Genomic DNA, 25,192 nt, shown 5'->3' with positions numbered 1-25,192 from the left:
CTAGCCTCCCTGCATCGGCGAGAGGATTTCGATCCGGTCGCCGTCGCTCAACTGGAATTCCGCCCGGTTGGCTTTGTGCACGAGGTCGCTGTTGACGGCCGTCGCCAGCCAATCGCCCTCATAGTCGAGCGCGGCAAGCAGCTCCGCCAGCGTGGTGGCGGCAACCTCATGCGCTTCGCCATTGACCGTTAGTTTCATGGGCAAGCTCCTTGGTTCTGTCTTGACTGAAAATCAGGTCGGCAGCCTGGCGCGCCATAGCGGGGGCGAGGAGAAAGCCGTGACGATAGAGTCCGTTGATCGCTATGATCTCGCCGTTCGTTTCCACGCGCGGCAGGTTGTCGGGAAAGGCTGGACGGACGCCAACACCGGTTTCAACGATCTCGGCCTCGCCAAAGGCCGGATGGAGGGCATAGGCGGCACCCAGCAGCTCCATCATCGATCGCGCCGTGACCGGTCCGACAGACTGGCTTTCAATCATCGTCGCGCCGATCATGAAACGGTGGTCGGTGCGTGGCACCGCATAAAGCGGAAAGCGCGGATGAAGCAGCCTGACTGGGCGCGACAGCGAGACATCAGGCGTATTCAGGATTAGCATCTCGCCGCGAACGCCGCGCAGTCGGTCATCGCCCGCCGCCATTCCCGTGCATTCGATCTGGCGATCGAAACCGGAAACAGCCGAAGCGTCGGCGCCGAAGTGGAACTCGACGCCCATCGCCGCCAGCCTATCATGAAGTGCCGCCATCGCCTGACGCGGGTCGAGATGGGCTTCGTCGGGGAAGAGCAGTCCGCGGCGGAAGCGGCCGGCGAGGTCGGGCTCGAGCAACACGATTTCATCTTCATCGACACGCCGATGACCCGAGGTGCGGCTGGCGAACCGGTCGAGCTCGCCCGCATCGCGCGGCGCGGCCACGACCAGGGTTCCGGCCCGTGTCACGTGACCCGGCAGTACCGCATCCCACCAGTCGGCGGCATCGCGTCCGAGATCCAGCACTGGCTGCTCCGCGCTTTCACGCTCGCACCATGGCGCCAGCATACCGCCGGCGAACCATGACGCATTGCCGCCAAGGCTGTGCCTTGTCTCGGCAACGGTCACAGCCGCGCCGCGCGTGGCGAGTTCGAAGGCGACGGTGAGGCCGCCGACGCCAGCCCCTTTGACCAGCAGTCTCATGATCGCTCATGTGCCTCCGGCACAAGCGGTGCGCCGGTCTCGTCCGAGGGCACGTAGAGGTCGCCGCCCTCGCGGTATTTCGCCGCCATCGCGGCCATTCCCTCTTTTTGGGCCTCCGTGCGGATATCGTGAGAGATACGCATGGAACAGAATTTCGGACCGCACATCGAGCAGAAATGTGCCAGCTTGTGCGCCTCCTTGGGCAAGGTCTGGTCGTGGAAGGACCGCGCGGTTTCGGGATCGAGCGACAGGTTGAACTGGTCCTCCCAGCGGAACTCGAAGCGCGCCCGGGAAAGGGCATCATCCCTAACCTTTGCAGCCGGATGACCCTTCGCCAGATCGGCGGCATGGGCGGCGATCTTGTAGGTGATTACGCCGGTCTTGACGTCGTCGCGATCGGGAAGGCCAAGATGCTCCTTGGGCGTGACGTAGCAGAGCATGGCTGTGCCGAACCAGCCGATCATGGCGGCGCCGATACCTGAGGTGATGTGGTCGTAGCCTGGCGCGATGTCGGTCGTCAGCGGGCCAAGCGTATAGAACGGCGCCTCACCGCAGACGGCGAGCTGCTTGTCCATGTTCTGTTTGATCTTGTGCATCGGCACGTGGCCCGGCCCCTCGATCATCACCTGGCAGTCCTTTGCCCAGGCGATCTTCGTCAATTCACCGAGCGTTTCCAGCTCGGCGAATTGCGCCGCATCATTGGCGTCGGCGATCGAGCCCGGACGAAGCCCGTCGCCGAGCGAGAAGGAGACGTCATAGCCGCGGCAGATGTCGCAGATTTCCGCGAAATGCTCGTAGAGGAAGCTTTCCCGGTGATGGTGCAGGCACCATTTGGCCATGATTGAGCCGCCGCGCGAGACAATGCCCGTGACCCGGTCGACGGTCAGCGGGATGTAATGCAGCCGCACACCGGCATGGATGGTGAAGTAGTCGACGCCTTGTTCGGCCTGCTCGATCAGCGTGTCTCGATAGACCTCCCAGCTCAGATCCTCGGCGATGCCGCCCACCTTCTCCAGCGCCTGGTAGAGCGGCACCGTGCCGATCGGCACCGGCGCATTGCGCACGATCCATTCGCGGATGTTGTGGATGTTGCGGCCAGTCGACAGGTCCATCACCGTGTCGGCGCCCCAGCGGATCGCCCACACCATCTTTTCCACTTCCTCGGCCATCGAGGAGGTGACCGCCGAATTACCGATATTGGCGTTGATCTTGACCAGGAAATTGCGGCCGATGATCATCGGCTCGCTCTCGGGATGATTGATGTTGGCGGGAATGATCGCGCGTCCGCGCGCCACCTCGTCGCGCACGAACTCCGGCGTTACGAAATCGGGGATGGCCGCGCCGAAGGCTTCGCCGTCGCGCTGCAGCTTGCCGCGCAACATCTGACGGCCGAAGTTCTCGCGGATGGCGACGAACTCCATCTCGGGGGTGATGATGCCGGCGCGCGCATAGCCAAGCTGGGTCACCGCCTTGCCTGCCTTGGCCCTGAGTGGCCGGTTGCGAATGGGAAATTCCGGCGTCAGGCGCTCACCGGTCACAAATCCGTTGTCCTCCGGCCGCACGCGGCGGCCGTCATAGGCCTCGACATCGCCGCGCGCCGTGATCCATTCGTGGCGAAGCCGGGCAAGACCGTTTTCAATGCTGGTTTCGACAGCCGGGTCGGTATAGGGGCCGGACGGATCGTAGACGGTGACGGGCGGCTCGCCGGCCGTTGGATGGACGGAGATTTCGCGCATCGGCACCCTGATCTGCGGATGGAGGACGCCGGGCTTGTGGATTTTCCGCGAGGCTGGCAGCGGTCCCGTCGAGACGGCGGGAGTGAGGGCATTCATCTTGAGGCTCCTTTGCTCATGCATTGGAGACCCAGTTCTGTGCCGGAAGGATGAAAAGACGCTTCTGTCGACCTGCCGAAACAGGACCTGGGGCGTAAACTCCCGCAAAGCGCTTGCACCGTCCCTACGCCAGTATGAACTGGATCAGGTTCAACGGGTCACTGCGCCGCGAAAGCAAGCAGTATCTCAGCCCCTTGCCGGGACTCCCCTGGTGAATGCGTCAGGTTGAACGGGCCGGCGCCGGTTTGTCAAGCGCGTTCTGGCCGCGGCCGATCGGCGGCCGGTCAGACCGTGCGGAAAAAATCGTGCATGTCTCGGCGACAAGTCAAGCGTGGGAGATGAAGGCAGGGACAAGGGAATCGCAAACGGTCGGACTAAAAATCGATCCTGATGATCACGCCTTCAATGGGCACCAAAGGTTTGCGCGTAGATCGCCTCGATTCTTCCTGCCTCGTCACTGGTCAGCGCGGCGAATTCCTTTTCGCGCGCGCGGTTCGACAGATGTCCATCATTCTGGTGAAGAAAACGGAAGAGCAGATCGGTCAACCGCTCGGGCATCTCGATAAAGGCGTCCACCTGCTGCCGGAATTGATCGTAGCGCTGCAGAAATGCGGTTTCCTCGGGAAGGTCCCGTTCGATCGTCCGCCGAACGCAGGCATAGAGGAATTCGGCGTGCGGGGTTGCATCGAAGAACCGGTAGAAATCACCGGTGTCATTCAGCACCCGGACGTTGAATTGCGGCGTCGGTTCCCATTCCACCAACGGCAGAAGGCGCTGCGAATAGCTCTCGAGCACGCCCCTGTACTCGTTGATCTGGTCCAGGATCGCGGCCGAGACGGGAAAGACCACTCCCGGCGGATTGAAGCCGCGCATGGCAAGGACGTGGTGGATTAGGTAGCGGTGAATGCGGCCGTTTCCGTCCTCGAACGGGTGGATGTAGACAAAGCCGAAGGCGAGGATTGCGGCGGCTATGACTGCATCAAGGTTCTGCGCGGGGCCCTGATCGAAGGCCGCCATTCCATCGATTAGCCGCGGCAGGTCCTCGGGCCGAGCGCTGATGTGATCGGGCAGGGGCGTGCCGTTGTCTCGGTCATGCTCACCGACGAAACCCCCTTCTTTTCGGAAGCCAAGTCTTACTAAACGGGCGTCGCCAAGTACAATTCTTTGCAGACGCAGCAGCTCATCGCGATCGATCGGCCAGCGGCCGGCTTCGCCGATGGCGCGGCCCCAGCGCTGGATGCGATCTTGCGGCGGGCGCTCGCCCTCGATCGCATAGCTTGATCGCGAGTCTTTGAGCAAAAGAAAGGCGGCGGTCCGAGCAAGGAGGTCGCGCGGCACGTCCGCTACGATTGCCTCCGCGCGCCGCGGTAGTTCAAGGGCGATGAATTTTTCGAGAGTCTTGGTTCGGAACACCAGCGGGCAGAACTCAGGCGTGCCGGGGAGATTGTCCCTTATGCGGTAGCGCGAAGCGGTCTTCTCGGATCCGGGCCACTGCAGCTCGGGATCGACAACCGAAACGTATCGTCCGGCCTCCGCGTCCGCCAGATCGAGACGCGTGCCCGTCAGCCATTCATATAGAAACCAGATGCGGCGGGCATAGCTGCCTGTGGGGCTTTCACGGACGAGCGCCTCGATCGGTGCGGGACCGGTCACCTGGAACAGCCGTTTGAGGACGGCAAGGTCGAGCCCCTCGTACTTGAGCGCGAAGGTCAGGTGGCCTTCGAGTGTTGGATGTGGGGCATGGCGGGGCGTCATGATCCGCCAACCATCCCGTTCGGTAATGCGATGATGCTCGCCAGTGGCCGACAGCGTCCGGGGCAAGGGGACGGCGAGCTCGTAGGCTCCGATCAGGGCGCTGTACCCGGCCGGGGTCACCATCTCCGGAAGGCGGATTTCCTGAAAAACGAGAACAGGACCTGAAAATTGGTGCTTCTGCGCCACAGGCATGAAAAGGGGATCCTTTCCTCGAATTTTGGTGCAGCTCAGCCAAATACTATGAAAAACGATTCTATCTGATGAAAATTGATGCTACAAGCCGACTTTTGCGAAAACCGATCCTGAAGGGCGGCGGTGATCCTTCTGCATGGCTCGGCCGAAGATTGATGGGGCGTAAGCGTCATTTTGACCGCGCTGGGCTTCCTCCACAAACCCCGCCTCGTAAAGCAGTTCGTAGCGCTGCAGCACCAAGTCCTCATCCAAGCGTGGTTCTCAAGGCCGAAAGCGATCACCGCGCGCCGCCAGCGATCGTGGCTCACTGCGCGATCATCGGCTGCCTCGGCCCACGCCTTCAGGCGTGGGACAAACGCCTCAGGCAATGTCGACGGAGCGCCAGCGCGATGATGTTCCCATGGGAAATAAGCGTACCAGTTGCGCCAGGCGGCCTTATCGGCAGGTTCAGCCTGCTCCTCGCGGGTCAGGGCGAGATAGCTAATCGAAATCACCCCGCTGCGCGCCCCCGTCTCCTGACCGGTCGCGGTCGGCGAAGGTGTAGAGCTGCTCGATGTAGCCCAGCGGATGGCGCGTCTGCTGCTCGACCCAGTCTCTCAGGCCGGATTGCAGGATCGATGTCCAAGCTCGAACGGGCCGGAAGGCAAGGCTTTGCCGTCTCCAATCGTTATGATACGCGGTTGGCCAGCCGTCACCGCGACCAAAACCGCAATCAGTTCCGCGGCGATAGCATGGCGCTCGCCGGCTTTTATGCGTTGCCTTACAGCTTTGGTCCCGTGTTCAGTCATTGCCTATTTTTTTCGCCACAATGCATTTCGGTACGCCTTGTGGCCTGAGATCGATTCTGAACGTGAACCGCGCTGTTGCGGCAGTCAAACCGTTCGAGCTGAAGCACACCCCTTGAGACCACCACCACGCTCTTGCTCAAAACAATCACAATAAGGGTACTGCGAAACTCGGCCGAAGCAGCAGAAAATGGCGGCCTCTAGCCCTTGGTTTGAAGCGCTTCGCAATGCACCAACTTTTCCGATGCAGTTTGATTTTGGCCTTCGCACCTGCACAAAACTATGCAAAACCGTTGACCGCTTAAAACCTGACGCCGGGGAAATGTGCCGATGAGTGTGGCGGTAGAAACGAAGGCGTTGACGCCGCCGGACATCGCGGCCAGCAAGGGCAAGGATCGGGTCGTCTGCTTGACCGCCTACACCACACCCGTTGCGCAGCTCGTCGACAGATATTGCGACGTCGTGCTGGTCGGCGACAGTGTCGGCATGGTGCTTCACGGTCTGCCCTCGACCCTCGGCGTCACGCTCGACATGATGATCATGCATGGCAAGGCCGTGCGACGCGGTCTTGAGCGCGCGTTGATGGTCGTTGACATGCCATTCGGCTCCTATGAAGAAGGCCCCGAACAGGCCTTTCGCAACGGCGCGCGGCTCATGGCGGAAACCGGATGCGCCGCCGTCAAGCTGGAAGGCGGCGAGAGCATGGCCGAGACGATCCGCTTTCTCACTGCTCGCGGGATTCCCATCATGGCCCACGTCGGGCTGACGCCGCAATCGGTCAATGTGTTCGGCGGCTATAAAGTCCAGGGCAGGGGCGGAGACGGCGACAGGATTTTTCGCGACGCCATTGCTGTTGCCGAGGCCGGGGCGTTCAGCATAGTGCTGGAAAAGGTCACGGATCCGCTCGCACGGAGAATAACCGAGAGAGCCACAATTCCCACGATCGGCATCGGTGCCTCGGACGCCTGCGATGGGCAGATCCTTGTGATCGACGACATCCTGGGCATGTTCACTGGTTTTCGGCCGAAATTCGTGAAGCGCTATGCTGAACTGGGCTCAGCGGCCGAAGCTGCCATTGCGGCCTACGCGGCTGATGTGCGGGAAGGGCGCTTTCCAGCCGCCGAACATCTCTTCGCCGATGCGCCCAAGGCCGGAGATTTCCCATGAGCGTGCCGATTGTCCGCACCATTGTCGAACTTCGTGCCGTTGTGGCGGGATGGCGCCGTTCTGGTGCCAGCATCGCCGTGGTGCCCACGATGGGAGCCTTGCACGAAGGACATTTGAGTCTCGTGCGTTCTGCGCTTCAGAAGGCCGATCGTGTGATCGTGACGCTGTTCGTCAATCCCAAGCAGTTCAACAGTGCCGCGGATCTTGCAGCCTATCCCCGCACCGAAAACGAAGACGCTGCAAAACTCACTCCACTGGGCGCACACCTGCTCTACGTTCCGCATGCGACTGAGATGTATCCTGACGGCTTCACCACGACCGTGTCCGTGTCCGGCGTCAGCGAAGGCCTGTGCGGTGCGTCCCGGCCTGGCCATTTCGACGGGGTGGCGACCGTCGTTGCAAAGCTCTTCCTGCAGACCGGCGCTGACTTCGCCTTTTTCGGAGAGAAGGATTTTCAGCAGCTTCTACTTATCACTCGCATGGTCCGGGACCTGGATATGCCAATTACCATCGTCCCCTGTCCGACAGTCCGGGAACCCGATGGTCTGGCTTTGTCATCGCGCAATGTTCGGCTCTCGCCAGCGGAGCGGGCCATTGCCCCAAGGCTCGCATCGGTCCTGCTCGATACTGCGGAGGGGCTCTCGAACGGCTCTCCCGTCCTCCCAGCGCTTGCCCAAGCGCGTGCAGCGATCCTGTCCGCAGGCTATCGCGAGGTCGAGTACCTGGAACTCCGTGGCGAAGCAGATCTGCAACCGATAGCAAGCATCGATCGGCCGACCCGCCTGCTCGCAGCCGCCTGGCTCGGCCAAACGCGGCTCATTGACAACGTCAGAACACTGCCGGCTTGCCAACTCCCAAATGAGTCGCTGCGGACTTCCCCGCTAGGGTGAAATCCAACTCCTGCCGCGAACGCGATTTGGCGCGGCTCATCTCCATGTCAACCTGCTTGTCGGACACTCAGGATAGCGGAGCGTTCTCCTAGGGCGAATACGGCATGTGCCAAACAAAGCTAACACAGCAGCGGAGCCAAGGCGGAAACCCCGCCGTTGTGGTAGCGCAGTCGGATCGATCAAAAAAAGCGAGTTTTTTCGGGCTGTAGCTGACCAGCATGTTCTTGGTCTGCTGATAGTGGTCAAGCACATCTTATGGGTCTCGCGGCCGATGCCCGACTGCTTGTAACCGCCAAACGCAGCATGCGCGGGATAAGCGTGGTAGCAGTTGGTCCACACGCGGCCCGCCTAGATGGCTCGGCCGAAGCGGTAGCAATGATTTGCATCGCGGCTCCAGACACCGGCGCCGAGGCCGTAAAGGGTATAGTTAGCGATCGACAGCGCCTGTCCGTCATCCTTGAACATGGTGACTGAGACCACCGGTCCAAAGATTTCCTCCTGGAACACGCGCATCTTGTTATGCCCCTTGAACACGGTCGGCTGAACATAGTAGCCGCCGGCAAGGTCGCCCGGAAGTTCGGCGCGCCCGCCGCCAGTCAGCACCTCGGCGCCTTCCTGACGGCCGATATCAAAGTAGCCTAGGATTTTTCGAGTTGCTCCGAGATGCATCAATGGATGATGAGTCGGCCAAGGATAGTTGTCCAGCCGACTAGAACGATCGCATACCGGCAGCGGCGCGCGCCTGCTCTCGCAATATCTGGCGGGCAGCGGACTCCGAAGGACCGCCGCCGAGGGGCGGCGCCAGCCACTGGGAGTTGAGCGTGGGCTGAATGCAAATGCGTCGGCGATGGCTGGCGTCTGCGTTCATTTACGAGCACGCATTGCTGTCGTAGTTACCTGCCAAACAAATAGTCGTCGTTAGGATTTGCGTTGGTAAAAATTCCGGAATAGGAACGTGTGACTAATGAGGGGACTGACCTTGATGGCTCAAGCAACTAAGCAGACAAGCACTGGTTTGTTGGGCCTGACGGCGGACATCGTCGCGGCCTATGTCCAGAACAACGCAATGCCCGTGGCCGATCTGCCAACTCTGATTGCTACCGTCAATTCTGCGTTATCGGCCCTAGTCCAGCCGGTCGTGGCACCGCCACCGGTATTTACTCCGGCCATAAATCCGAAGAAGTCGATATTTGCTGACTATATCGTGAGCCTAGAGGATGGGCGGAAATTCAAGTCTATGAAGCGTCACCTGGGTTTGCTGGGCATGACACCTGACGAGTATAGAGCCAAGTGGGGACTGGCCTGGGACTACCCTATGGTGGCGCCTAACTATGCGGCCAAGCGGTCTGCTCTGGCTAAAGCTAGCGGTCTTGGCCGCAGAGCGACTGCAAAACCACCCCAGGGAAAGGCCCCGCAAAGCGGAAAGCTACGGTCTAAGCGCGTCCGGTCAGAGTTGGCAGACGCCAAAGCCTGACCTCCGCCAGATGGACGCGATTGCGCCCAGCCATCTTTGCGGCATAGTTGGCGGCGACGGCGTGCCCCAGCACATCGGTGACCGGATCGTCCACTTGCGCCGTGCCATACCTGCCGAGAAAGTGTAGCCGAACTCCCGCCGTTCCTTCAGCGGCCTCGAGTTACGAATAGCGGCCAGCGTGCGTTCGAGAACCAAATTCGGCCTGCACTGTCGACCTGGCTGGTAGTTCCAAGACGAATTCCGCCCACGCGACCGAAACAATCTGCGAGCCGCACCTGACATTGGATGCGGACTGCGAAATCACGCAAAATAGCGTCACCCGCTCGGTTGCCGAATCTACCAGCCTAGACCCAATGGGGATAGAGAGGCCTTGCGTTCGACGGAAGCAGTGCTGGTAACATATGCCAAGCCTAGTCGAGTCTGCGAGGGGCAATCAATCCTCGTGAGTCGACGCTAATGTACGCGTTTCGCAGCACTCCGGCTGGCTATATCGCCTAAGACGGCATGAAGAAGCGATCCAACTTCCAGTTCGGCGAGCCTGAGCGCAACTCCTGATTCGGACAACTGAAGGAGAATTGTCTTGGCGGTGCTGCGCCAGAACGCATTCGCATCCTCCCCGTTCTTGGATTCCAGCACGCGGGCAATTTCCTCGACCAACTTCCGCCGCCGATACAGCGGAAACGCCCTTATGTTTGACACCGATCACCTCACCCATTCAGTCTCGCGATTAAGCATTGGAGGGTTAGAAAATCTGGTTAACGGCGCATCCCTTTTTGGCTGGTGAGCATGTAGCAAGAGTTCTGGCATGGGCGAACGGTCTCGCGACTAGTCACCAAACATTGTGATGGTCTCGTAGGCGGGCGTATCGGGGTTTCTGGCGCCGACCTCAACCAGGCTGCCGCACGCAATTTTTTTCCCATCACAAACGCATGTCATCCACGCTCCCCATCTGGGTCGGGCAGTGGCACGTCTGTGGCTTGCTACCGCGCCGCAATCAAGACCGTGCTTTCCGGCGACCAACACAGCACGACATCCTGACCTTCCGTCAGCCTGCCAGCACCGGTGTTCTGCACAATCACCTTGAGCGTCTGGTCAGCACGCTCGACAAAGTAGGTGCTGCTATTCCGGCGAAGATGCGCTTTGACACCTTCCCTCGCAGCACATTCGCATTGGACGCATCCGGTGCCTCGGCATCAGTGAAGATGCGGATGCGTTCGGGTCGCACAGCGCAGCTTGCCTTGGCGCCTGCGGCAAGCTTGGTACCCGGGCCGACGGCAATCGGCCGCCGGACAGCTGGTGCGGCCGGCGGCCGCCGAGCCTGCTGAGCTGCACCAGGTCGAGTGCGCGCTGCACCTCGCTGGCAATCACCGCCTTGGGCTCGCCGCGCACTGACAAGCCGAAGGCGACATTGTCGGAGACGCTCATATTGGGAAACAGCGCGTCTTCTGGAACACCATGCCAATGCGCCGCTTCTCCACCGGTACCCGCTCAACACTTTCGCCGCCTATGGAGATGCGACCAGAGTCGGGAAAGTCGAAGCCTGCGATCTGGCGCAGCAGCGTGGTCGATCGAGACATCGTCCAGCGCCTTGTGCGCGCCAAAACTGCGCGACACATTCGATACCTGTACGCCCGCCATTGGGCTGCAATGGATGCCGCTTCGCGCCGCATGGCGGCCATTCCCGACTTGACCGCCGACCAAAGCGGACATCGCCGAGCCCGCGATTGCGCCAAAGGCGGTCGTCGACGCTCAGAAATCGGCTTCTTCGAAATATTTGGCCTTCAGCCATGTGTTCGACGATCCGCTCCTGTAGCGGCTGTCGGCGCGTTTCGAAATGATGCTCTCGAGCCCCGTCTTCTCGATGGCCCGGAAGATCGCTAGCGCACTGCGCTCGAAATGCTCGCTGTACTGGATCTTGCCGAGGCCGTGCTCAACCAGTCGCCACAGCACCTGCTTGCGCTGCAGCAGGGGCAAAGAGGCTAGATTGCGACCGTCGAGATGGAGGATGTCGAACGCGACGAACACCAGGCGGCTGGGTTCGTTCCAGATCACGGCTTCCAGGGCAGGGCAATCGGGAGCGCGTTGGTCGCCTGGCACAATGACCTCGCCGTCGATAATGGCAGCCCAGCATGGAAGCTCGACAGCCAGCGCGATGGGCCAGTATTTCGTGGTCCAGTCACTGCCGTTCTTGCTGAAAAGACGCACGCCGCCTTTATCGATGATGATCTGGGTTCGGTAACCGTCAAGATTGACCTCGTGAACCCATCCCCGGTCTTCGGGCGGCTGCTCTACCCAAGTCGGGATCTGTGGCGGAATGAACTCCAGCCGGCCACCGTTGACCTCGGCACGCTTACTCAATGACGTCACCTTTGACTGCGCAGCGGCGACTGATCGGCACAGGCGGCCCGACATCCCCCCAACCTGGACGCCTGCCGCCTGTGCCAGCCCCCGCCAAGCATTTGCGAGCATCTGCCCACGAAGCCGAATTGTCGTTAGCTTCGCATCCAGATACTTATCCTGGCGTACATATCTCGCTCGCCGCAGCGCCCTTGCACCACGCGGTCGTTTGGCATTTCGGACGACCTTGGTCAGTCCATCAAAAGCACCACAGCGGGATGCAGCTTCTTCAGATTCGGCAATGATTTCGATTGCCAGGGTATGTCGGGCGTTCCACGCACAACAAGTCGAACAGCGGGATGCTTGCGCACCTCGATGGTAAATTTCGCCAGCAAGTTGATGCCGGAAGAGTTGAGAAATTGAAGGTCCTTCAGATTGAGCGTAATGGAAGCGGGATTCGAGGCAAGAACACTGGTCGCCAACGCCGTGATAGGCGCCCCGGCGTCGGAACTGGCAAGTCGCATTGCACCGTCGAAGAAAATTTCGCTTCCTTCAGTCCACACACGGTAGTCGTCTGTCTTGATTTCCATAGCCTGGCTTCGTTTCATCTAGTTGTGAATTTGCGAGATCGGAATGGAGGCATATGTCTCCACGCAAATCCGATCGCTTTCGTCGGCGGCGCTGAATATCCAAGCCAGGCGTGCGCCGTAGTCGCTCATCAACGTCAGCAATCCAAGTCCGGAGCCTGCCATGTCGGGGTTGTTGGCATTCTCTTCAATTCGCTGTATCAGCAGGTCCATGGGGTCGCCAACCGTGAGATCCGCCAGGAGACTTTGGAACTTAGAGGCATCTTCACCATCGACCTCATTCGACACTTTGAGCTTGAAGCACTCCGAATCCATCGACGCCTCGATCAAGATCTCACCTGGTGCGCGAAACTTGACGGCATTTTCGATGAGTTCGTTGACCAGATATCCGATACTGTGCCGCACTTCTATGTAGTCATTGCGGGACGACCGGAAGCGCAACGCGAAAAGATCGGCGATGAAGTCCGCGGTCGTGGCACAATGACGCCAACTCAAGTCGAGAGGTCCGTCAAAGAGCCGCACGCGACTGGCGCTCTCCTTCATCCCGATTGCAATGTCAGGGGTACCGAACAGCGTTGGCATGGCTATTTATGCCTTATGATCACGAGGGTGATGTCGTCGTGGATCTTCTGGATCCCGATATGGGCCATCAGATCGTCGATGATCCCGGTTTTGATGTCCTCGGCGCTGCTGCCGTGACGTTTTTGTGCGCTCTGGCAGAGGCGCTCGAACCCGAACAATTCTCTGTCTTGGTCTTCGGCCTCCGTCACACCGTCTGTGTGCAGCACGATCACGTCGCCGCTCCCGAACAGGATGTCACGCGTGGCAATGAACTTCGAGATGTCATTCTCCAAGCCAACCGGCAAACCCAGATCAATCGTATCGATACGTTCAACTTCCCCATCCGCACGCACGACAAGAACGTCCTCATGCTGGCCGGATAGCGTTACCCGCTCATCTTCGAAGTCAAGAAAGGCCAACGAGAGATGCTTGCCGGTGTTCGTCCGCTCTATGTTCTTGTAGATTGCCCTGTTCAATCGATCCAGAAACTGGTGCGGGTTCCCCTCGTTGGTCTCCTGCAGCGCACGTGCAACGGATTGGACCATCAGCATCAGCACGCCGCTCTCGAGACCATGACCGGTCACGTCGCCGATGCCGATCTTGACCCGTGGCCCGTTCTGCAGGACGTCGTAATAGTCGCCGCCGACCTCGTCGGCCGGCCGCATGTAGGCTGCGATCTCCAGCCCCGGAATCGCTTCTAGTTCGAATTGTTTCGGCAGGACCATCATCTGGATCTGTCTGGCGACCGCGAGTTCGGCACCAAGGCGAACGTTCTCGTCCTGCAGCTTTTCATTGAGTGCGGAAATCTCCTGATTTGCGTCCCCAAGTTCCCTGGTTCGTTCGTCGACGAGTTGCTCGAGGTTTTCCGTGTGAAAGCTGATCTGCTCAGCCATGCGGTTGAAAGCGATCCCTGCCGCTCCAACTTCGTCGCGCGTTGGGATGCTCACGCGGACTGAATAGTCTTTGGACTGGAGCCGCTGGGCGGCGCTGGCAAGCGCCCTGAGGCCCGCGGTGATCCGCTTCGAAATTCCAAGCACGGCGGCAAAAACAATCAGAAGCGAAACTACGATCGCGGCGATCTGAAAGAGCAGGATACGGTTGGTTGCGCGGGAAATACTCTTCTGCGCGGCGAACAGGGACGCATAGATCTCTCGTTCGGGAACGACGATCCCGACCGACATCATTTCGGACTTGATCGGTCCCGAACTCCACAGATTGGTCGGCTTCAATCTTTTGAGGACAACAATGTAGGGTACGCGTTCGCCCTTGTCGCCGAGCATGACATGCTGAATGACACCGTCATTGTTCTGGTCGAGAGGCAGCGACGCGATAGCCGGCTGCGTACTTCCCCGCAGGGACCTCTCCAGGCCGGTGACGCCCTGGGTGCCCGCATCGCTCGATGAAGTCAGGCCGATGATTGCCTGGCCTGACGGATTGATCGCCACCACGTTGCCAGTCGACATTGTGAGAAAGCCGAACCCGGTCTCAGCGATCTTCACACGTTCGACGACTTCCGCGAGTTGATCGAGAGTAATGTCTGCTCCCGCTGTACCAGCGATACCGGTGCGATCGCGCGTCCACAGCGGGTGGAAAAAGCTGACGATTAGCTTTCCCGTGATCGCATCGGTGTAAGGCGCTGTCTGGGTGATATCGTCAGGGACCGGACGCGAGGCTGGATCCTTGGCCCATTGCTGCCATGACCCATAGATTCCCGGAAAGAAAAACTCCCAGAACTCCGCCTTGTTGTGGCCTGGATAGAGCCGGTCGAAGGTCTGTGCCTGGTCCGTATACGGTACGGTCCTGAAGATCGGCCGTTCCTTTGGACCAATATAGTACATTTGCAGTTTGGACGACCCGCTGGACATGAGCGTCGGCGCAACGAGGTCCAACACGGTGCTGTCTTCTATTTCCCGCTGAACGCTTGGCATTGGACTGTGGTCGGCGTCCAGTAGGTAGCCCCAGACGCTGACCACGGAAGGCGCTCCCGGCAGGTTCTGTGCCCAATCGCCCTGTGCGTCGTAGACGACCCTCACGGAGCCGGGCACCTCCTTCGAAAGCGTGGCCCCGACCTGTTGTTGCCTGCTTGGATCGTCGATCTGGGCCTGCAGCACGCCCGCCAGCGCCTTGACGTCCCCATGGACTCGATCGAGCAGCAGGTCGACGCTTAACGCTGTCGATTCGGCATAGGAACGAATGTATTCTTGGTTTGCGGTCGTCAGGCCCTCACCGACTTCGGATGTGGCGTCGCGCGACAGTTTTTGAACATTCCAAAGCGCCAGGCCACCGCTCAAAAGGAGGTCGAACAGCACGGCGCCGCCAACGACCAATACGAATTTCGCTCGAAAGGAGCGCAGGCCGAATCGCGGTGTAGGCTCATCGTCGGCTTTCATTGCGGCCGTCGCCCCGATGCGACCCAGATCGGCCAACCCGTATAACCCTTGGGGTGGAGCGCAGCGAAAATGTGGTCCTGGAAGCCCTGCCGGAATCGTGCGACGAACTCCGGTCCATCGCCGCGTCTGGTCGCCATCTCGCCCGCATAGACGTCCGCCCAGGCCGCAATGACGTCGGCGAAGTCCTGCGGATCCCCGTCCAGGTTAGTGACCATGAAGGTCTCCATACGGATGTCTTCGAATCCGGCTTCGATCAGGTATCGCCGGCTCTTGGGTCCAAGCTCGACGTCCATCTCGAAATGCCCGAACAGCTTCGCCACCTCGTTGTAGGTCCAACGAATGCTTTCGGCGCGCGGCTCGCCCAGGCAATGCGAATTCTTCTCGTTGGTGATATAGACCCGACCGCCCGGCTTGCAGATGCGGTAGAGCTCCTTGAGAATGAGTTCAGGTCGATTGAAGATTTGAAGGGAATGTCGGCAGGTGACCAAGTCGAACTGCGCTTCGTCGAGCAGCATCTCCGACGCATCGCCATAGGTATATTCGATGCCCCGGATGTCGAACTCCCGCATCACTCGTCGAGCATAGTTCAGGCTTGATATGGAGTGGTCGAGGGCGACGATCCGCGACGGCTGGAACTCCTTCTGCGCGAGCACGGCGAAATCACCGATCCCGCAACAGATGTCGGCCATGACGATCCCGGACCTCATGCCGTGTCGCGGCAAGATTGCGCGCTCGTGGCGCCAGGTCAACTTTGTCTGAGTGCGCAGGATGGGTACGAACCCGCCTTCCTCAAGGAAACCCTGCCCCGGATAGAATTCGGTGTCATACTCCTCGACCGTGATGTTCGGTTCGATTGCGCTCAGGCGACCGAATTTTCGCGAGGTCCATCCGACGACGCTTGACGTGATGACCACGAATTTGAGATCGGGTCGAGCGCGACAAGCGTCGATGATGATCCTCGAAAAGCTGTGAAACGCAGCGTTGTTCATCTGCGTCAGGCGCCTGACATTGACGTAGAGAACGCCGCGCACATGGCCGATCGCATCGCGGAGCAATGCTATGCTCGGCCCAAGCTCATCGATCGCCTGAGGCCGGACCACTCCCGAAATGGAGAACTCCTGGTTATTGGCGTCGTATTGCGCCTTGAAGCGCGGGAGAAGGTCGTAAGGGCTCAATGTTGCAAGCCCTCAAGCGGAAGGTCCACGACAAGCTTGATTGCATCGCCCTCGGCGTCCTCGATCCAGAGTGTCGCGTTGTAGTCAACAGCCAATTCCAGGAGTACGACCTCGCGGCTCGGCGCGAGATCCCCAGACACCGAATTGAGATACCGCTCTCTGGCCTCCATTCCTACGAACTGCGACACGGCTTCTTCGTAGAATTGGCGCTCCTCTGGCACGCAAGGAAATGTTAACTCGATCCTATCTGTCGCGCCATGGCGAGACACCCTGCACGCCAGTTCGCCGTCGGCATGGCGAGTACGAAAGGCGACTTCCAGCAATTCGTTGAAGGCAGAGGAAAAGAGATTTGAATGGTGGACCGAGTCTGACCTGTTCTGACTGATCATCCGGGCCACGTATGTCGAGACATAATCGCAATGCTTCCAAGCGGAGACAAAAGCTTTGATTTCCATGTCGATCTGGATCATCGGCTCAAAGGTCGGCTCTCCAGCCAGGTCATGATGAACAGGTCCCATCGGCATCCTCACTTGTTCCATCAGTATTGAGCTCTCGCGGGGTGATGGCCTCCGCGATGAAAAATTTCTCCGCGCCCGTAATGAGTCAGTCTCGCACCGACTTGAAGAACTGCGCGGTATCTGCCTCGATCGTTCTACAAATCTCCGCCTCACCGTTAACGAAGGGCGCAAGGCGCTAGAGCGCTTGTTTTGATTCCTCCATCGCGCGTACCACCCTCAGCGGGGACCGCCTGATGAAACCGCTGATCGCCTCGGCTCCAAGCGGCTTTCCCAGGAAGTTGCCTTGCAGGCAATCGCAATTCTCCTTGATCAGCCACCGTGCCTGTGCCGGGGTCTCGACCCCCTCGGCAGTGACATTTATCCCGAGGCCGTGCGCCAGATTCATGATCGATCGCACGATCGTTTGGCTTTTGAGATCGGTCTCCAAGTCCGCAATAAAGTACTGATCTATCTTCAACGTATCGAAGGGAAAATTTTTAAGGTAGCTCAACGAAGAATAGTATGTTCCAAAATCGTCTAGCGATATTCGTATTCCCAAGACATTCAGCGTATTCAATGTGTCTATATTGTCAATCGTCTTCTCAAGTAGGACCCTCTCGGTTATCTCAAGTTCAAGTCTGTCGGCTTCAATCCCAACTGCGTCGAGGACCTGAGCGACGGTGTCCGTCAGCGAACCGCTGAGGAACTGAGCCGGCGACAGGTTCACTGCGACTGTCAGCGAGGAAGGCCACGTCAACGCCTGGCGACAGGCTTCCTCGATCACCCATCGTCCAATCTCGTCCATCAGACCGTCGGCTTCGGCGATCGGTATGAACACGTTGGGTGGAATGATTCCGACCTCGGGGTGCCGCCACCGCAGCAGCGCTTCGAAACCCGTCACTGACGAGGGAGGCCGAATGAGCGGCTGATACTCCAGATAAAGCTCGCCGCGCTCCAGCGCGGTTCGAAGGCTGCGCCTGAGATTCTCGCGTTGCTCGAGCAAGAGCAGCATCGAACGGTTGAATGTTCGAGCGCAGCCGCGTCCATCTGTCTTGGCCGCGTAAAGAGCAATGTCAGCGGCTTTCATCAACTGTTCGCCATCGGTCCCGTGCTCCGGCCCGAAAGCAATTCCGATACTCGAGCCGACGAACACGGGAATGCCGTTGATGACGAACGGGTCCTTGAACGCGTCGACTAGAGATCCGGCGAGGCGTTCAGCCTCTGCTGGCTGCTCCTTTCCCAATTGGATGACAGCGAACTCATCGCCGGCATACCGGTATGCGGATTCGCCGTCCTGCAGCGCATCGCGGATACGACCCGCCGCGAGTTGAAGAAGAGTGTCGCCTGCTCCATGGCCGAGCGTGTCGTTGACCGCTTTGAAATCGTCAAGGTCGATTTGCAGAAGGGCGGCTTTCGGCTTTGATCCGCCGAGGGCCGCGATTGCCTGCTGCAGCCGCTCGCCGAATCGCCGCCGATTCTGCAGTCCGGTCAGCACGTCGTGCGTCGCCTGATGGAGTAGAACTACATGCTCTTGTTCCTCCGCTGCGCTCCGCCCGCCGTCCTCTCTTGATTCGATGATTCCCGCACCGTTTGCCGTGGTGAACACAAAAACGGACCGTTGCGCTCCGCCCGATGATCGCGGCAAGTCGATGCTTGCCGGAGAGGCACCTTGGAACACACGAAGAAATTCGTCGCGATAGCTCGTATCGAGAAAGCTCGGGTAGATCTCCCAGACGGCGGCGCCCGGCGCTACCGCGCCTCCGTACAAGCCTTTGAGCCTGGCCGCGTAGTGCGTCAGGCGAAAGTCACGGTCATAGAACGACAAAAGTTCGGTCGTGTTCGCCAAAAGGTCTGCGAGAACGCCTTCGCCGACACTTGGAGCATCGCTCGATGAAGGCCCCTCACTCTCCGTGCCGACGCCTGAAGCCTCTGAGGGCAAGAACCACCTCCATAGGCGGTGCAGACTCGCGCCCCCCAGTCTAAAAGTAGCATAACTGTCGAGCTTGGCAAACTTTCAAATCGCAGTCTTAATAAGAGCCGCCCGCAGCCTAGTTCCATGTATTCTCCGCCGTGACTGGCGGCAAATTATCGATAACGATGAACCGTCACAGTTCGTTAACAAACCGTGAATTGGCGAGAATCAGCTGTGTGATTGATGCGCAGTAGGCGCGACACGAAGATATTGTGGTCCATGAGGCGGCGTGACCTTCGCCGCCCCGGGCACCTGAGTCAGCCCAATCAGCTTCGCGATCCTGTAGTCAGTTTCCGAGCGCCTTGAGCCAACCTTCAAAGGAAGAGGCCTCCTTGTCTCCGGCATGCGAAACAGAGTGTGCGGGGCGCGGCAATACCACAGTACTGCGGCCTTCGCGGGGGCTGTAACCGAATTCCTTGCTGAATGCTCGGCTGAAATTAGCCGCTGAACTAAACCCAAAGGCCTCAGCAATTTCAACAATGCGCCGCCTGTCCGCTGGATCGCTAAGCGCAACATGGGCTGCCATAAGTCGGCGACTTTGTATGTAATGGAGAACGCCACCGCTCGGTTCGAACACCTGATAGAGACGAGAGCGCGATACGCCGAGCGCCCGGCCCATTGAATCCGGTGTGAGATGAGCTGCATCCAAATTGTTTTGGACGTATCGACGCGCTCGCTCCATTAGGGCGACACTTCTCAATTGTTCGGCGGCCGCAGCCTGTTCGGCCGGAGGCCCGAGGCAGGCAATGATCATGCTGCGTGTTACGTGCACAATGCGGGGTAGATCGTCAGCGGTGAGACTGCGCAGCCTTGCTTCGATGCTGTTGACGTAGTCGACCAAGAGGTTGGCAAAGTTACCGGACAGAATTGAATTGTTCTTTGCATCGAGGGTTGACGCCGCATCAGAGAACAAATCACGCGGCAGATAGAGAACGAGACTTTCCGAGTCAGTTACCCTCCCGCGAAACGGATAGCCAAGTGATCTGATCTCCAACTTGCCCGGCTGGTTTTCCGCAACGCGGCGATCGATCTCCGTCCACGACCGGCCGGTACGAGGCAAGACGATATACCAGTGATCGATCGAACTGGATCGGAGCTTCGCGGCGGAACGCATGAAGCTATGTGCCGGCGCGCGCTGTTGAATCATCAGCATGCCACCGAGATTCCAAGCCGTGTGGTCGGCGGGAAAGCCATCGTTCAACGATTTGTCATCCGGCAACCTGACCTCGACAAGCGGCGCCATATGCGCTTGCCAAGCGGCGAACTGATCCTCTGGCGCCAGTTCCAGCGTCGAAAAGGGCAGAGGTTCGAACGCCGGCGCGGGCGATGGAGCGTCCTCATTGTGGGGTTGATCTTCGCGTGGCCAACGACGCCGATCACGGTCCCGCGGCTGCCCCGCACGGACCTCGTCTTGCCTCTTAGTGTCCATCGCGTGGTGCCATATCCGAATCGGGTATGCCCATGCCCGTCTCAATCATGTGGTGTACTTCGGGCATCTGGCAAGACTGGTGAACTCGAGTCGAGTGAAACGGCGATCACGCTGGATTACGGCAAGAAATGCATTGCGAGATAAGTTTCTGGATGCGACGCCAACGACACTCTTCAACCTGGTGCGTATAGAATCGGGCATCGTGGAATATCAGTTGAGGAGACCACCAAAATGGCCACTAGGCTCAACAGCGAAGCTCGTCGCAGGATAATTCTGGATGGATACGGTAACAACGAGCCGTTGAAAAACATTGCGGCAAAGGTCGGATGCTCACTGGCGAGTTTGAAAGTCACCGCCAGCAAACTCGGTTGCACTCGAACTCCGAAAGAGGCAGCCGAATTTCGGCGCGGATTTCACGTCCCGGAAAACAAGCGGCAGGATTACTATAGACTTATGATTACCGGACAATATAAAGCCCGTGAGTGTGCGCTTATGCTAGGACTAATAACGGAGCAGTCAGGAACCAAGTAAATTGATTCCTATGCACTGCGGATGACGTTGTCACTTAAACAGCCATCGCTTCAGCGGTTCATCAACAAAAGCCCGCCGCAAGCACGGTAGCGGGCCCTGAAAGGTTCGCACAGATGCTGCGTCGGCATTTCAATCGCACCTGCCTCAGCCCTCATGACCTGGCTATTTGCGAACGCGTGTTCGATCAGGTCTGCGCGGATGAGCATCTCGACCCTTTGGACCAGGCGGCCGAAATCTTGACAGTAATGGTTGTGGCCATTTTTCGAAATGCTCACACCAGCGAGCGCGAACTGCTTGAGGCGGTCAAGTCTCGTCGGCAAAAGGCTGCGGGAAGGCGCGTCGCATGAATCCGTTCAGTCGCGACGCGCTGTTGCCAAGGCACCGGACTTGAAATTCGCTACCAGCCATCCCTAGCCATCCCGCCGCGTACCCGCAAAGCCTTATCCCTCAACGGTTTCGAAGCTTGCTTGCGCTGTTCGTGACGCCTCGCCCCGTTCGATACCGTAGCGTTGCGTTGCAAAAAGCGTAGCAACTCGTTCCTCGGTTGTTCTGGCTCGCGCTCTCACTCATTTCCTGCGACAAGGTCTATCTAAATAGGCGTGAATTACAAGGGCAGTTGCGTGAGCGAGCAGAACAGAATCGGTTCAAGGCAGAAAGCGTTCTGCGCATCGTGCAAAGGCGAGCGGAATTGTGAAATCAAAGGTCACCACCGCGTAACTGGCAGCGAAGGGAACTACGATGGTGGAAGGATTGGTATCTGCTCGTCTGCTGCGGCTGTGATCATGTCTTTGCCCAGTCGGAGTTCACCGATTCCGAGTCGCACTATCCTGTTGGATATGACAGCGCTGGAAACGTCGAGTATGAGCACGACATTCTAGTTACACGACATTCTAGTTAAGAGCTGGCCGGCTAAATTTAAGCGCGACCGCCTGGTTAGACAGGCTGAATAGCTACATTGAGCATGACAAATCAGCCGATCTAGAAGCTTGCCTGTTTCAGATTTATAAAGCTCTTGACCACGATCTGAATATCCTCGCAGCAATCGGGATCCGCTCTGCCTTCGATGTGGCATCGGAAGTTCTTGGCGTCGATCCAGAGCAGGCATTTGAAGCCAAGCTCAAAACTATGGAGGACTCGGGCCTGATACCCCGTCACAACGCGACAATTTCGAGGTGCTGATAAATGCCGGCAATGCTTCCGCCCATCGTGGCTGGAACCCTTCGTTCAAGGATCTCGATCCTCTCATTGGCAGCTTGGAACACTTCATCACCGACAAATTTGTTACGCCTCAATTGCGGAAGAAGTCTGCTGACGGCGTAGCGGAGGTCCGATCTAAAGTGCCTCAGCGCTTGAAAAAGAAGAAGGACGCAGCGTTGTCGGCGCCCCAGGGCGGGCAAAAATGACCGGGCGAGCGCCTGGGAATTGTGCAAGGGTTTCACATGAGGCGAAACCGAGAAGACTCCGCAAGGAAGGTGCGTCAACACTTTACGCCACGATTGCTGGCTGCCCGTCGTCACGGCGCATATACGACGTTCGGTTAGCCGCCGATCGCGTTCCTATCCACGACAATCGCGTGGTGATACATTCGCTCGATTTGGCGAATGTTTTTGTCGTCAAACTCACCGGGAAACCGGGGAGGTGATCATGAGAATTATTACCACTCTAGCATGTGTCGCGTTGCTTGCAGGTTGCGCAACGGCGGGCCCCCCAGGGCCCCAAGGGCCTGTCGGTCCACAAGGTCTGCCCGGCAAGCAGGGACCTAAAGGTGCAATGGGGGCTGAGGGTCCAGCGGGGAAGGACGGCGTCAGCGGTTGGGAAATCACCCGCTATGCAAGTGCGAGTGATACAAGCCCAGACAAATCCGCACAGGCTTGGTGTCCCAAGCCAAAAGTCGTGATAGGTGGCGGTGCCAGCGCGTCAAATTCAAATGCTCTAATTTCTAGGAGCTTGCCGGTTACTTCCCCAGCTCCGGGGTGGGTAGCACAAGCGCATGTAGCCACTACGCTCCCAACGGCTTGGACGCTGACAGCATATGCCATTTGCGCGCTTGTCAAATAGGCCGGGCCGGTGAACTTTGCGTTGTCGCGCCTCTGAAGGTGAAAACCTATCGCGAGTTGCCTACCCGTGAGCGCGACAGGCGCGTCCCGGTGCTTAGGATGGGATCAATCTACCTGATCTGGTGGTCGAGCAAGCAACACACCCACGACAATTAGCTGGCTTTCTAGCTAGCAGCGATGTCTACCCCCTGAGGGAGAAGCGCTTTCTAGGGAGGAAGCATGCGAGGCAAGCGTCGCACCGTTATGGTGGCGGGGGTTCTTGGGTCGTTCTTTGGGTTTTTTCTGTTGATGCTAGTCCTGCAGACCGTAGGCAGATTGCTTACTATGCTGCCCCCTGAGGTTGAGCTTTTCGGGAAATTGACATCCGCCGTCCGCGATACGGCTTGGCTGACTCGGTGGTGCTCGTAACGCTCGTTGAGCGGGGCGTGGTGGCCGTGGTGGTCATGGGGATCTCCCATATTTATGGTCAGTTTTGAGATAAAAGAGCTGTACGAAGTTCTGATAATCTTGCCGTTTCGTGGGAGGGCTGTGTGGTGTCGGAAACAGGTGAGCAGGAATACTATCGGCAGCTTGGCGGCATGAAGAAATCTTAAGAAATGCATTCCGAGATAAGTTTCTGGATGCGAAGCTAACGACAATCTTCAATTTGGTTCGTATAGAATCGCGTATTGTGGAAGCGTGGATTGAGGAATCCACTTGCTTCGGGCTGGTGAAACTTTGGGCAGGGGTAGAAAATGACTCTGATCGATAGACACACTGAAGCTGCAGCCGGCAACCGATACATTGTGATGAGGACCAAGTATGACCGTGAGGCGCATACGAAGGGGCCCTCTTATGCCTATTCAGATCGTGCATCAGATCGACTGGGCGCAGGGGTCGGGGAGCCAAGAGCACGCAGCCTGGAATCCATAACCGGCATGCTTGATCGCATCGGCTGCGGCTATCTCGTGCTGAACCGCGAGAGGAAAGTGGTCGAATGGAACGCCGCCGCTCAAACCACGCTGGAGCGCCAGGGCGAAGTGGCCGATACGGCCAGCGGGCTTTCGGTGGCCTTGAGGCGGCTGATCGCGAATGTTCCGGCCCATTTCCTGCCGGGCTCACTATCGTGGGTAGTGATCCGCAGCAGCGGCGACAGGCCGGTGATATTGGATGAGGACGGGTTTATCGCTCCTGACGGAACGAGCATTGTGGCGTTGCTGGACCGCGAGAACAGGTCGGGGCCAAATCCTCAGACACTGCAAAAGATGTTTGGCTTGACGAGCGCGGAAACGCACCTCGCGTTGCGTTTGGCTCAGGGCGATGCGCCTTTGGAAATTGCCCGCAGTTGGCGCCTCAGCCGCACCACGATCCGCTCCCAGCTTGCCTCGCTGTTCGCCAAGACCGAAACGAAACGTCAGGCGGAACTGGTGGCTCTTCTTGGGCGCATTTCAGTCTTGCCATAAGGGCGTCGCTTGGATGCATCAAACAGCCAATCCCGAAACGCTTTTGACTTCATGGGGTTCGCGGTGTCCCCTAATAAGCGACAAGTTCCGCAAACCCCGGATGCCAGTTGGCTCCCCGGAGGGCGGGGAGATAGGGTACAGCCTATCTCCCGTTCGGGGCACCACTTTGGCCCGAAGTTGCAAGTTCTGCAACGAGCGGGTTTTTAGTCTACAGATTTTCGGCTTGATCAAGCTTGAGTTTTGCAGCGGTTGAATTATTCAAGCGCCGGGTGCGGCTTCGGCCGGTTCAAGTGGGTCGGTCACAGATCGCTTGTTCGCTCGACGGCTTTGCTCGGCACCGGCTGTGAGTACGGCACGATCATACCCGATTGTGCCCTTCGCCGCCCCAGCTACGATCAGCCCCTGAACTGTCCAGCCTTTTGTCACCCCCGGAACCGTTCGGTGGCCCAATGGATCTTGCCGTCGATCTTCATTGGCTTGTGGATCATCAGTCGTTTCGGCAGGTGCTCCGGGTGCACCTCTAGGAGCGTGATCTTCACCGTCGGCTTGCAGCGGCTGCAATCGAACTTCAGCTTTGGGGGATCGACGCCGCCGCCATACACCATCATCAGGTCAGCGGAGCGGAAGTAGCGGACATTGCCGCAGCTGCATTCTGCCTTCACAAGCATGTTGTGCCGGGTCGCCTTGCCCAGCGTGTCGATAGGATCGTGCGCCATGAGAACAGAAAAGGAACATTTTCCTTGATCGTCAAGACCGGGTGTGGAATCTTTTCGACCAATCTAAGCCGAGAAAGGACCAGATGAGCGACGAACTGGACCCGCATCCTTGGCCAGGCGGAGTTTGGTGTCCCCCATGTTTATCCACAGGCCCGCACCTAAGTCGATGGCGCATATTCGCCAAAGCGAAAAAACGTGGTTTAAGGCCTCAAGGGGTACTTCTGGGAGGGAGGCC

At 58.7% G+C, this 25,192-nt stretch carries 23 protein-coding genes, 2 pseudogenes and 1 riboswitch; of the genes and pseudogenes, 8 read left to right on the top strand and 17 right to left on the bottom strand.

Translation table 11 applies throughout. The annotated features are described in order from the left end of the window. From thiS to NKH13_RS35600, 5 genes are all read right to left on the bottom strand, one after another. Complete coding sequence (gene thiS, locus NKH13_RS09760; protein ID WP_111545250.1) at positions 1-198, bottom strand: sulfur carrier protein ThiS; 198 nt, start codon at positions 196-198, stop codon at positions 1-3. Beyond that, positions 167-1,168: a glycine oxidase ThiO gene (gene thiO, locus NKH13_RS09755; protein ID WP_352716641.1), complete on the bottom strand. Its 1,002-nt coding sequence runs from the start codon at positions 1,166-1,168 to the stop codon at positions 167-169. The genes thiS and thiO overlap by 32 nt, the downstream gene beginning before the upstream one ends. Next, entirely contained in the window at positions 1,165-3,000 is a 1,836-nt protein-coding gene (thiC, locus tag NKH13_RS09750) for a phosphomethylpyrimidine synthase ThiC (RefSeq protein ID WP_352716642.1), read from the bottom strand. Before thiC ends, thiO begins: the two co-directional genes overlap by 4 nt. A 103-nt stretch (positions 3,001-3,103) precedes the next feature. Beyond that, positions 3,104-3,220, bottom strand: a riboswitch (TPP riboswitch). Between the two features lie 182 nt (positions 3,221-3,402). Next, positions 3,403-4,947 carry a Fic family protein gene (locus tag NKH13_RS09745; RefSeq protein WP_353016017.1) on the bottom strand — a complete coding sequence of 515 codons (1,545 nt, stop codon included), beginning with the start codon at positions 4,945-4,947 and terminating at the stop codon, positions 3,403-3,405. Positions 4,948-5,028: 81 nt separating this feature from the next. Further along, positions 5,029-5,199, bottom strand: coding sequence for a hypothetical protein (locus tag NKH13_RS35600; protein ID WP_502908462.1), 171 nt, complete (start codon positions 5,197-5,199; stop codon positions 5,029-5,031). A gap of 365 nt (positions 5,200-5,564) precedes the next feature. Between NKH13_RS35600 and NKH13_RS09735 the strand changes: the two genes are divergently transcribed. The 3 genes from NKH13_RS09735 to panC all read left to right on the top strand — a co-directional run bounded on the left by NKH13_RS09735 (position 5,565) and on the right by panC (position 7,789). Next, a complete protein-coding gene (locus NKH13_RS09735) occupies positions 5,565-5,783 on the top strand; it encodes a hypothetical protein (protein WP_352716783.1) in 219 nt (72 codons plus the stop codon). A 279-nt stretch (positions 5,784-6,062) separates the two neighbouring features. Further along, complete coding sequence (panB, locus tag NKH13_RS09730) at positions 6,063-6,899, top strand: 3-methyl-2-oxobutanoate hydroxymethyltransferase (RefSeq protein ID WP_352716643.1); 837 nt, start codon at positions 6,063-6,065, stop codon at positions 6,897-6,899. After that, positions 6,896-7,789 carry a pantoate--beta-alanine ligase gene (gene panC, locus NKH13_RS09725; protein ID WP_352716644.1) on the top strand — a complete coding sequence of 298 codons (894 nt, stop codon included), beginning with the start codon at positions 6,896-6,898 and terminating at the stop codon, positions 7,787-7,789. The genes panB and panC overlap by 4 nt, the downstream gene beginning before the upstream one ends. A gap of 181 nt (positions 7,790-7,970) precedes the next feature. Here the strand turns inward: panC and adh are convergent. Then, positions 7,971-8,440, bottom strand: a pseudogene (gene adh / locus NKH13_RS09720) (aldehyde dehydrogenase); the annotation flags it as partial. A gap of 313 nt (positions 8,441-8,753) precedes the next feature. Here adh and NKH13_RS09715 point away from each other — a divergent pair. Beyond that, entirely contained in the window at positions 8,754-9,263 is a 510-nt protein-coding gene (locus NKH13_RS09715; protein ID WP_352716645.1) for a Ros/MucR family transcriptional regulator, read from the top strand. A gap of 453 nt (positions 9,264-9,716) precedes the next feature. Here NKH13_RS09715 and NKH13_RS09710 read toward each other — a convergent pair whose 3' ends face one another. Beyond that, complete coding sequence (locus tag NKH13_RS09710; RefSeq protein ID WP_352716772.1) at positions 9,717-9,899, bottom strand: DUF6074 family protein; 183 nt, start codon at positions 9,897-9,899, stop codon at positions 9,717-9,719. On the opposite strand from NKH13_RS09710, the gene NKH13_RS09705 reads away from it, so the two are divergent. Beyond that, complete coding sequence (locus NKH13_RS09705; protein WP_352716785.1) at positions 9,844-10,047, top strand: hypothetical protein; 204 nt, start codon at positions 9,844-9,846, stop codon at positions 10,045-10,047. The genes NKH13_RS09710 and NKH13_RS09705 overlap by 56 nt on opposite strands. Before the next feature lie 196 nt (positions 10,048-10,243). Here the strand turns inward: NKH13_RS09705 and NKH13_RS09700 are convergent. From NKH13_RS09700 to NKH13_RS09660, 9 genes and pseudogenes are all read right to left on the bottom strand, one after another. Further along, positions 10,244-10,901 (bottom strand): annotated as a pseudogene (locus NKH13_RS09700) (ABC transporter ATP-binding protein). A gap of 111 nt (positions 10,902-11,012) precedes the next feature. Further along, entirely contained in the window at positions 11,013-11,675 is a 663-nt protein-coding gene (locus NKH13_RS09695; RefSeq protein ID WP_352716646.1) for an ATP-dependent DNA ligase, read from the bottom strand. Between the two features lie 176 nt (positions 11,676-11,851). Then, complete coding sequence (locus tag NKH13_RS09690) at positions 11,852-12,190, bottom strand: slr1659 superfamily regulator (RefSeq protein WP_352912389.1); 339 nt, start codon at positions 12,188-12,190, stop codon at positions 11,852-11,854. Positions 12,191-12,208: 18 nt separating this feature from the next. Beyond that, complete coding sequence (locus NKH13_RS09685; protein WP_352716648.1) at positions 12,209-12,769, bottom strand: slr1658 superfamily regulator; 561 nt, start codon at positions 12,767-12,769, stop codon at positions 12,209-12,211. A 2-nt stretch (positions 12,770-12,771) separates the two neighbouring features. Next, positions 12,772-15,138 (bottom strand): SpoIIE family protein phosphatase, encoded by a 2,367-nt coding sequence (locus tag NKH13_RS09680; protein WP_352716649.1) that lies wholly within the window; start codon positions 15,136-15,138, stop codon positions 12,772-12,774. Continuing rightward, the gene (locus NKH13_RS09675; RefSeq protein WP_352716651.1) at positions 15,135-16,313 is read right to left on the bottom strand and encodes a methyltransferase domain-containing protein; all 1,179 of its coding nucleotides are present in this window, start codon (positions 16,311-16,313) and stop codon (positions 15,135-15,137) included. The genes NKH13_RS09680 and NKH13_RS09675 overlap by 4 nt, the downstream gene beginning before the upstream one ends. Then, a complete protein-coding gene (locus tag NKH13_RS09670; RefSeq protein WP_352716774.1) occupies positions 16,310-16,831 on the bottom strand; it encodes a ubiquinone biosynthesis methyltransferase UbiE in 522 nt (173 codons plus the stop codon). The genes NKH13_RS09675 and NKH13_RS09670 overlap by 4 nt, the downstream gene beginning before the upstream one ends. A gap of 175 nt (positions 16,832-17,006) precedes the next feature. Then, positions 17,007-18,749, bottom strand: a complete 1,743-nt coding sequence (locus NKH13_RS09665) for a putative bifunctional diguanylate cyclase/phosphodiesterase (protein WP_352716652.1) — start codon at positions 18,747-18,749, stop codon at positions 17,007-17,009. A gap of 319 nt (positions 18,750-19,068) precedes the next feature. Beyond that, the gene (locus NKH13_RS09660) at positions 19,069-20,211 is read right to left on the bottom strand and encodes a helix-turn-helix domain-containing protein (RefSeq protein ID WP_352716653.1); all 1,143 of its coding nucleotides are present in this window, start codon (positions 20,209-20,211) and stop codon (positions 19,069-19,071) included. A gap of 644 nt (positions 20,212-20,855) precedes the next feature. Here NKH13_RS09660 and NKH13_RS09655 point away from each other — a divergent pair. The 3 genes from NKH13_RS09655 to NKH13_RS09645 all read left to right on the top strand — a co-directional run bounded on the left by NKH13_RS09655 (position 20,856) and on the right by NKH13_RS09645 (position 24,241). Beyond that, positions 20,856-21,089: a hypothetical protein gene (locus NKH13_RS09655; RefSeq protein WP_352716655.1), complete on the top strand. Its 234-nt coding sequence runs from the start codon at positions 20,856-20,858 to the stop codon at positions 21,087-21,089. A gap of 825 nt (positions 21,090-21,914) precedes the next feature. Continuing rightward, the gene (locus tag NKH13_RS09650; protein ID WP_352716657.1) at positions 21,915-22,145 is read left to right on the top strand and encodes a hypothetical protein; all 231 of its coding nucleotides are present in this window, start codon (positions 21,915-21,917) and stop codon (positions 22,143-22,145) included. 1,571 nt (positions 22,146-23,716) lie between these two features. Further along, positions 23,717-24,241, top strand: a complete 525-nt coding sequence (locus NKH13_RS09645; RefSeq protein ID WP_352716659.1) for a helix-turn-helix transcriptional regulator — start codon at positions 23,717-23,719, stop codon at positions 24,239-24,241. Between the two features lie 422 nt (positions 24,242-24,663). Here the strand turns inward: NKH13_RS09645 and NKH13_RS09640 are convergent, their stop codons facing one another. Next, entirely contained in the window at positions 24,664-24,957 is a 294-nt protein-coding gene (locus NKH13_RS09640; RefSeq protein WP_352716661.1) for a hypothetical protein, read from the bottom strand. Positions 24,958-25,192: the final 235 nt, after the last annotated feature.

The sequence above is a fragment of the Mesorhizobium sp. M1348 genome, from assembly GCF_040317925.1.
Lineage (GTDB): Bacteria > Pseudomonadota > Alphaproteobacteria > Rhizobiales > Rhizobiaceae > Mesorhizobium.
Note: the sequence above shows the minus strand (reverse complement) of the source record. Positions and strands in the feature narration are given on the sequence as shown.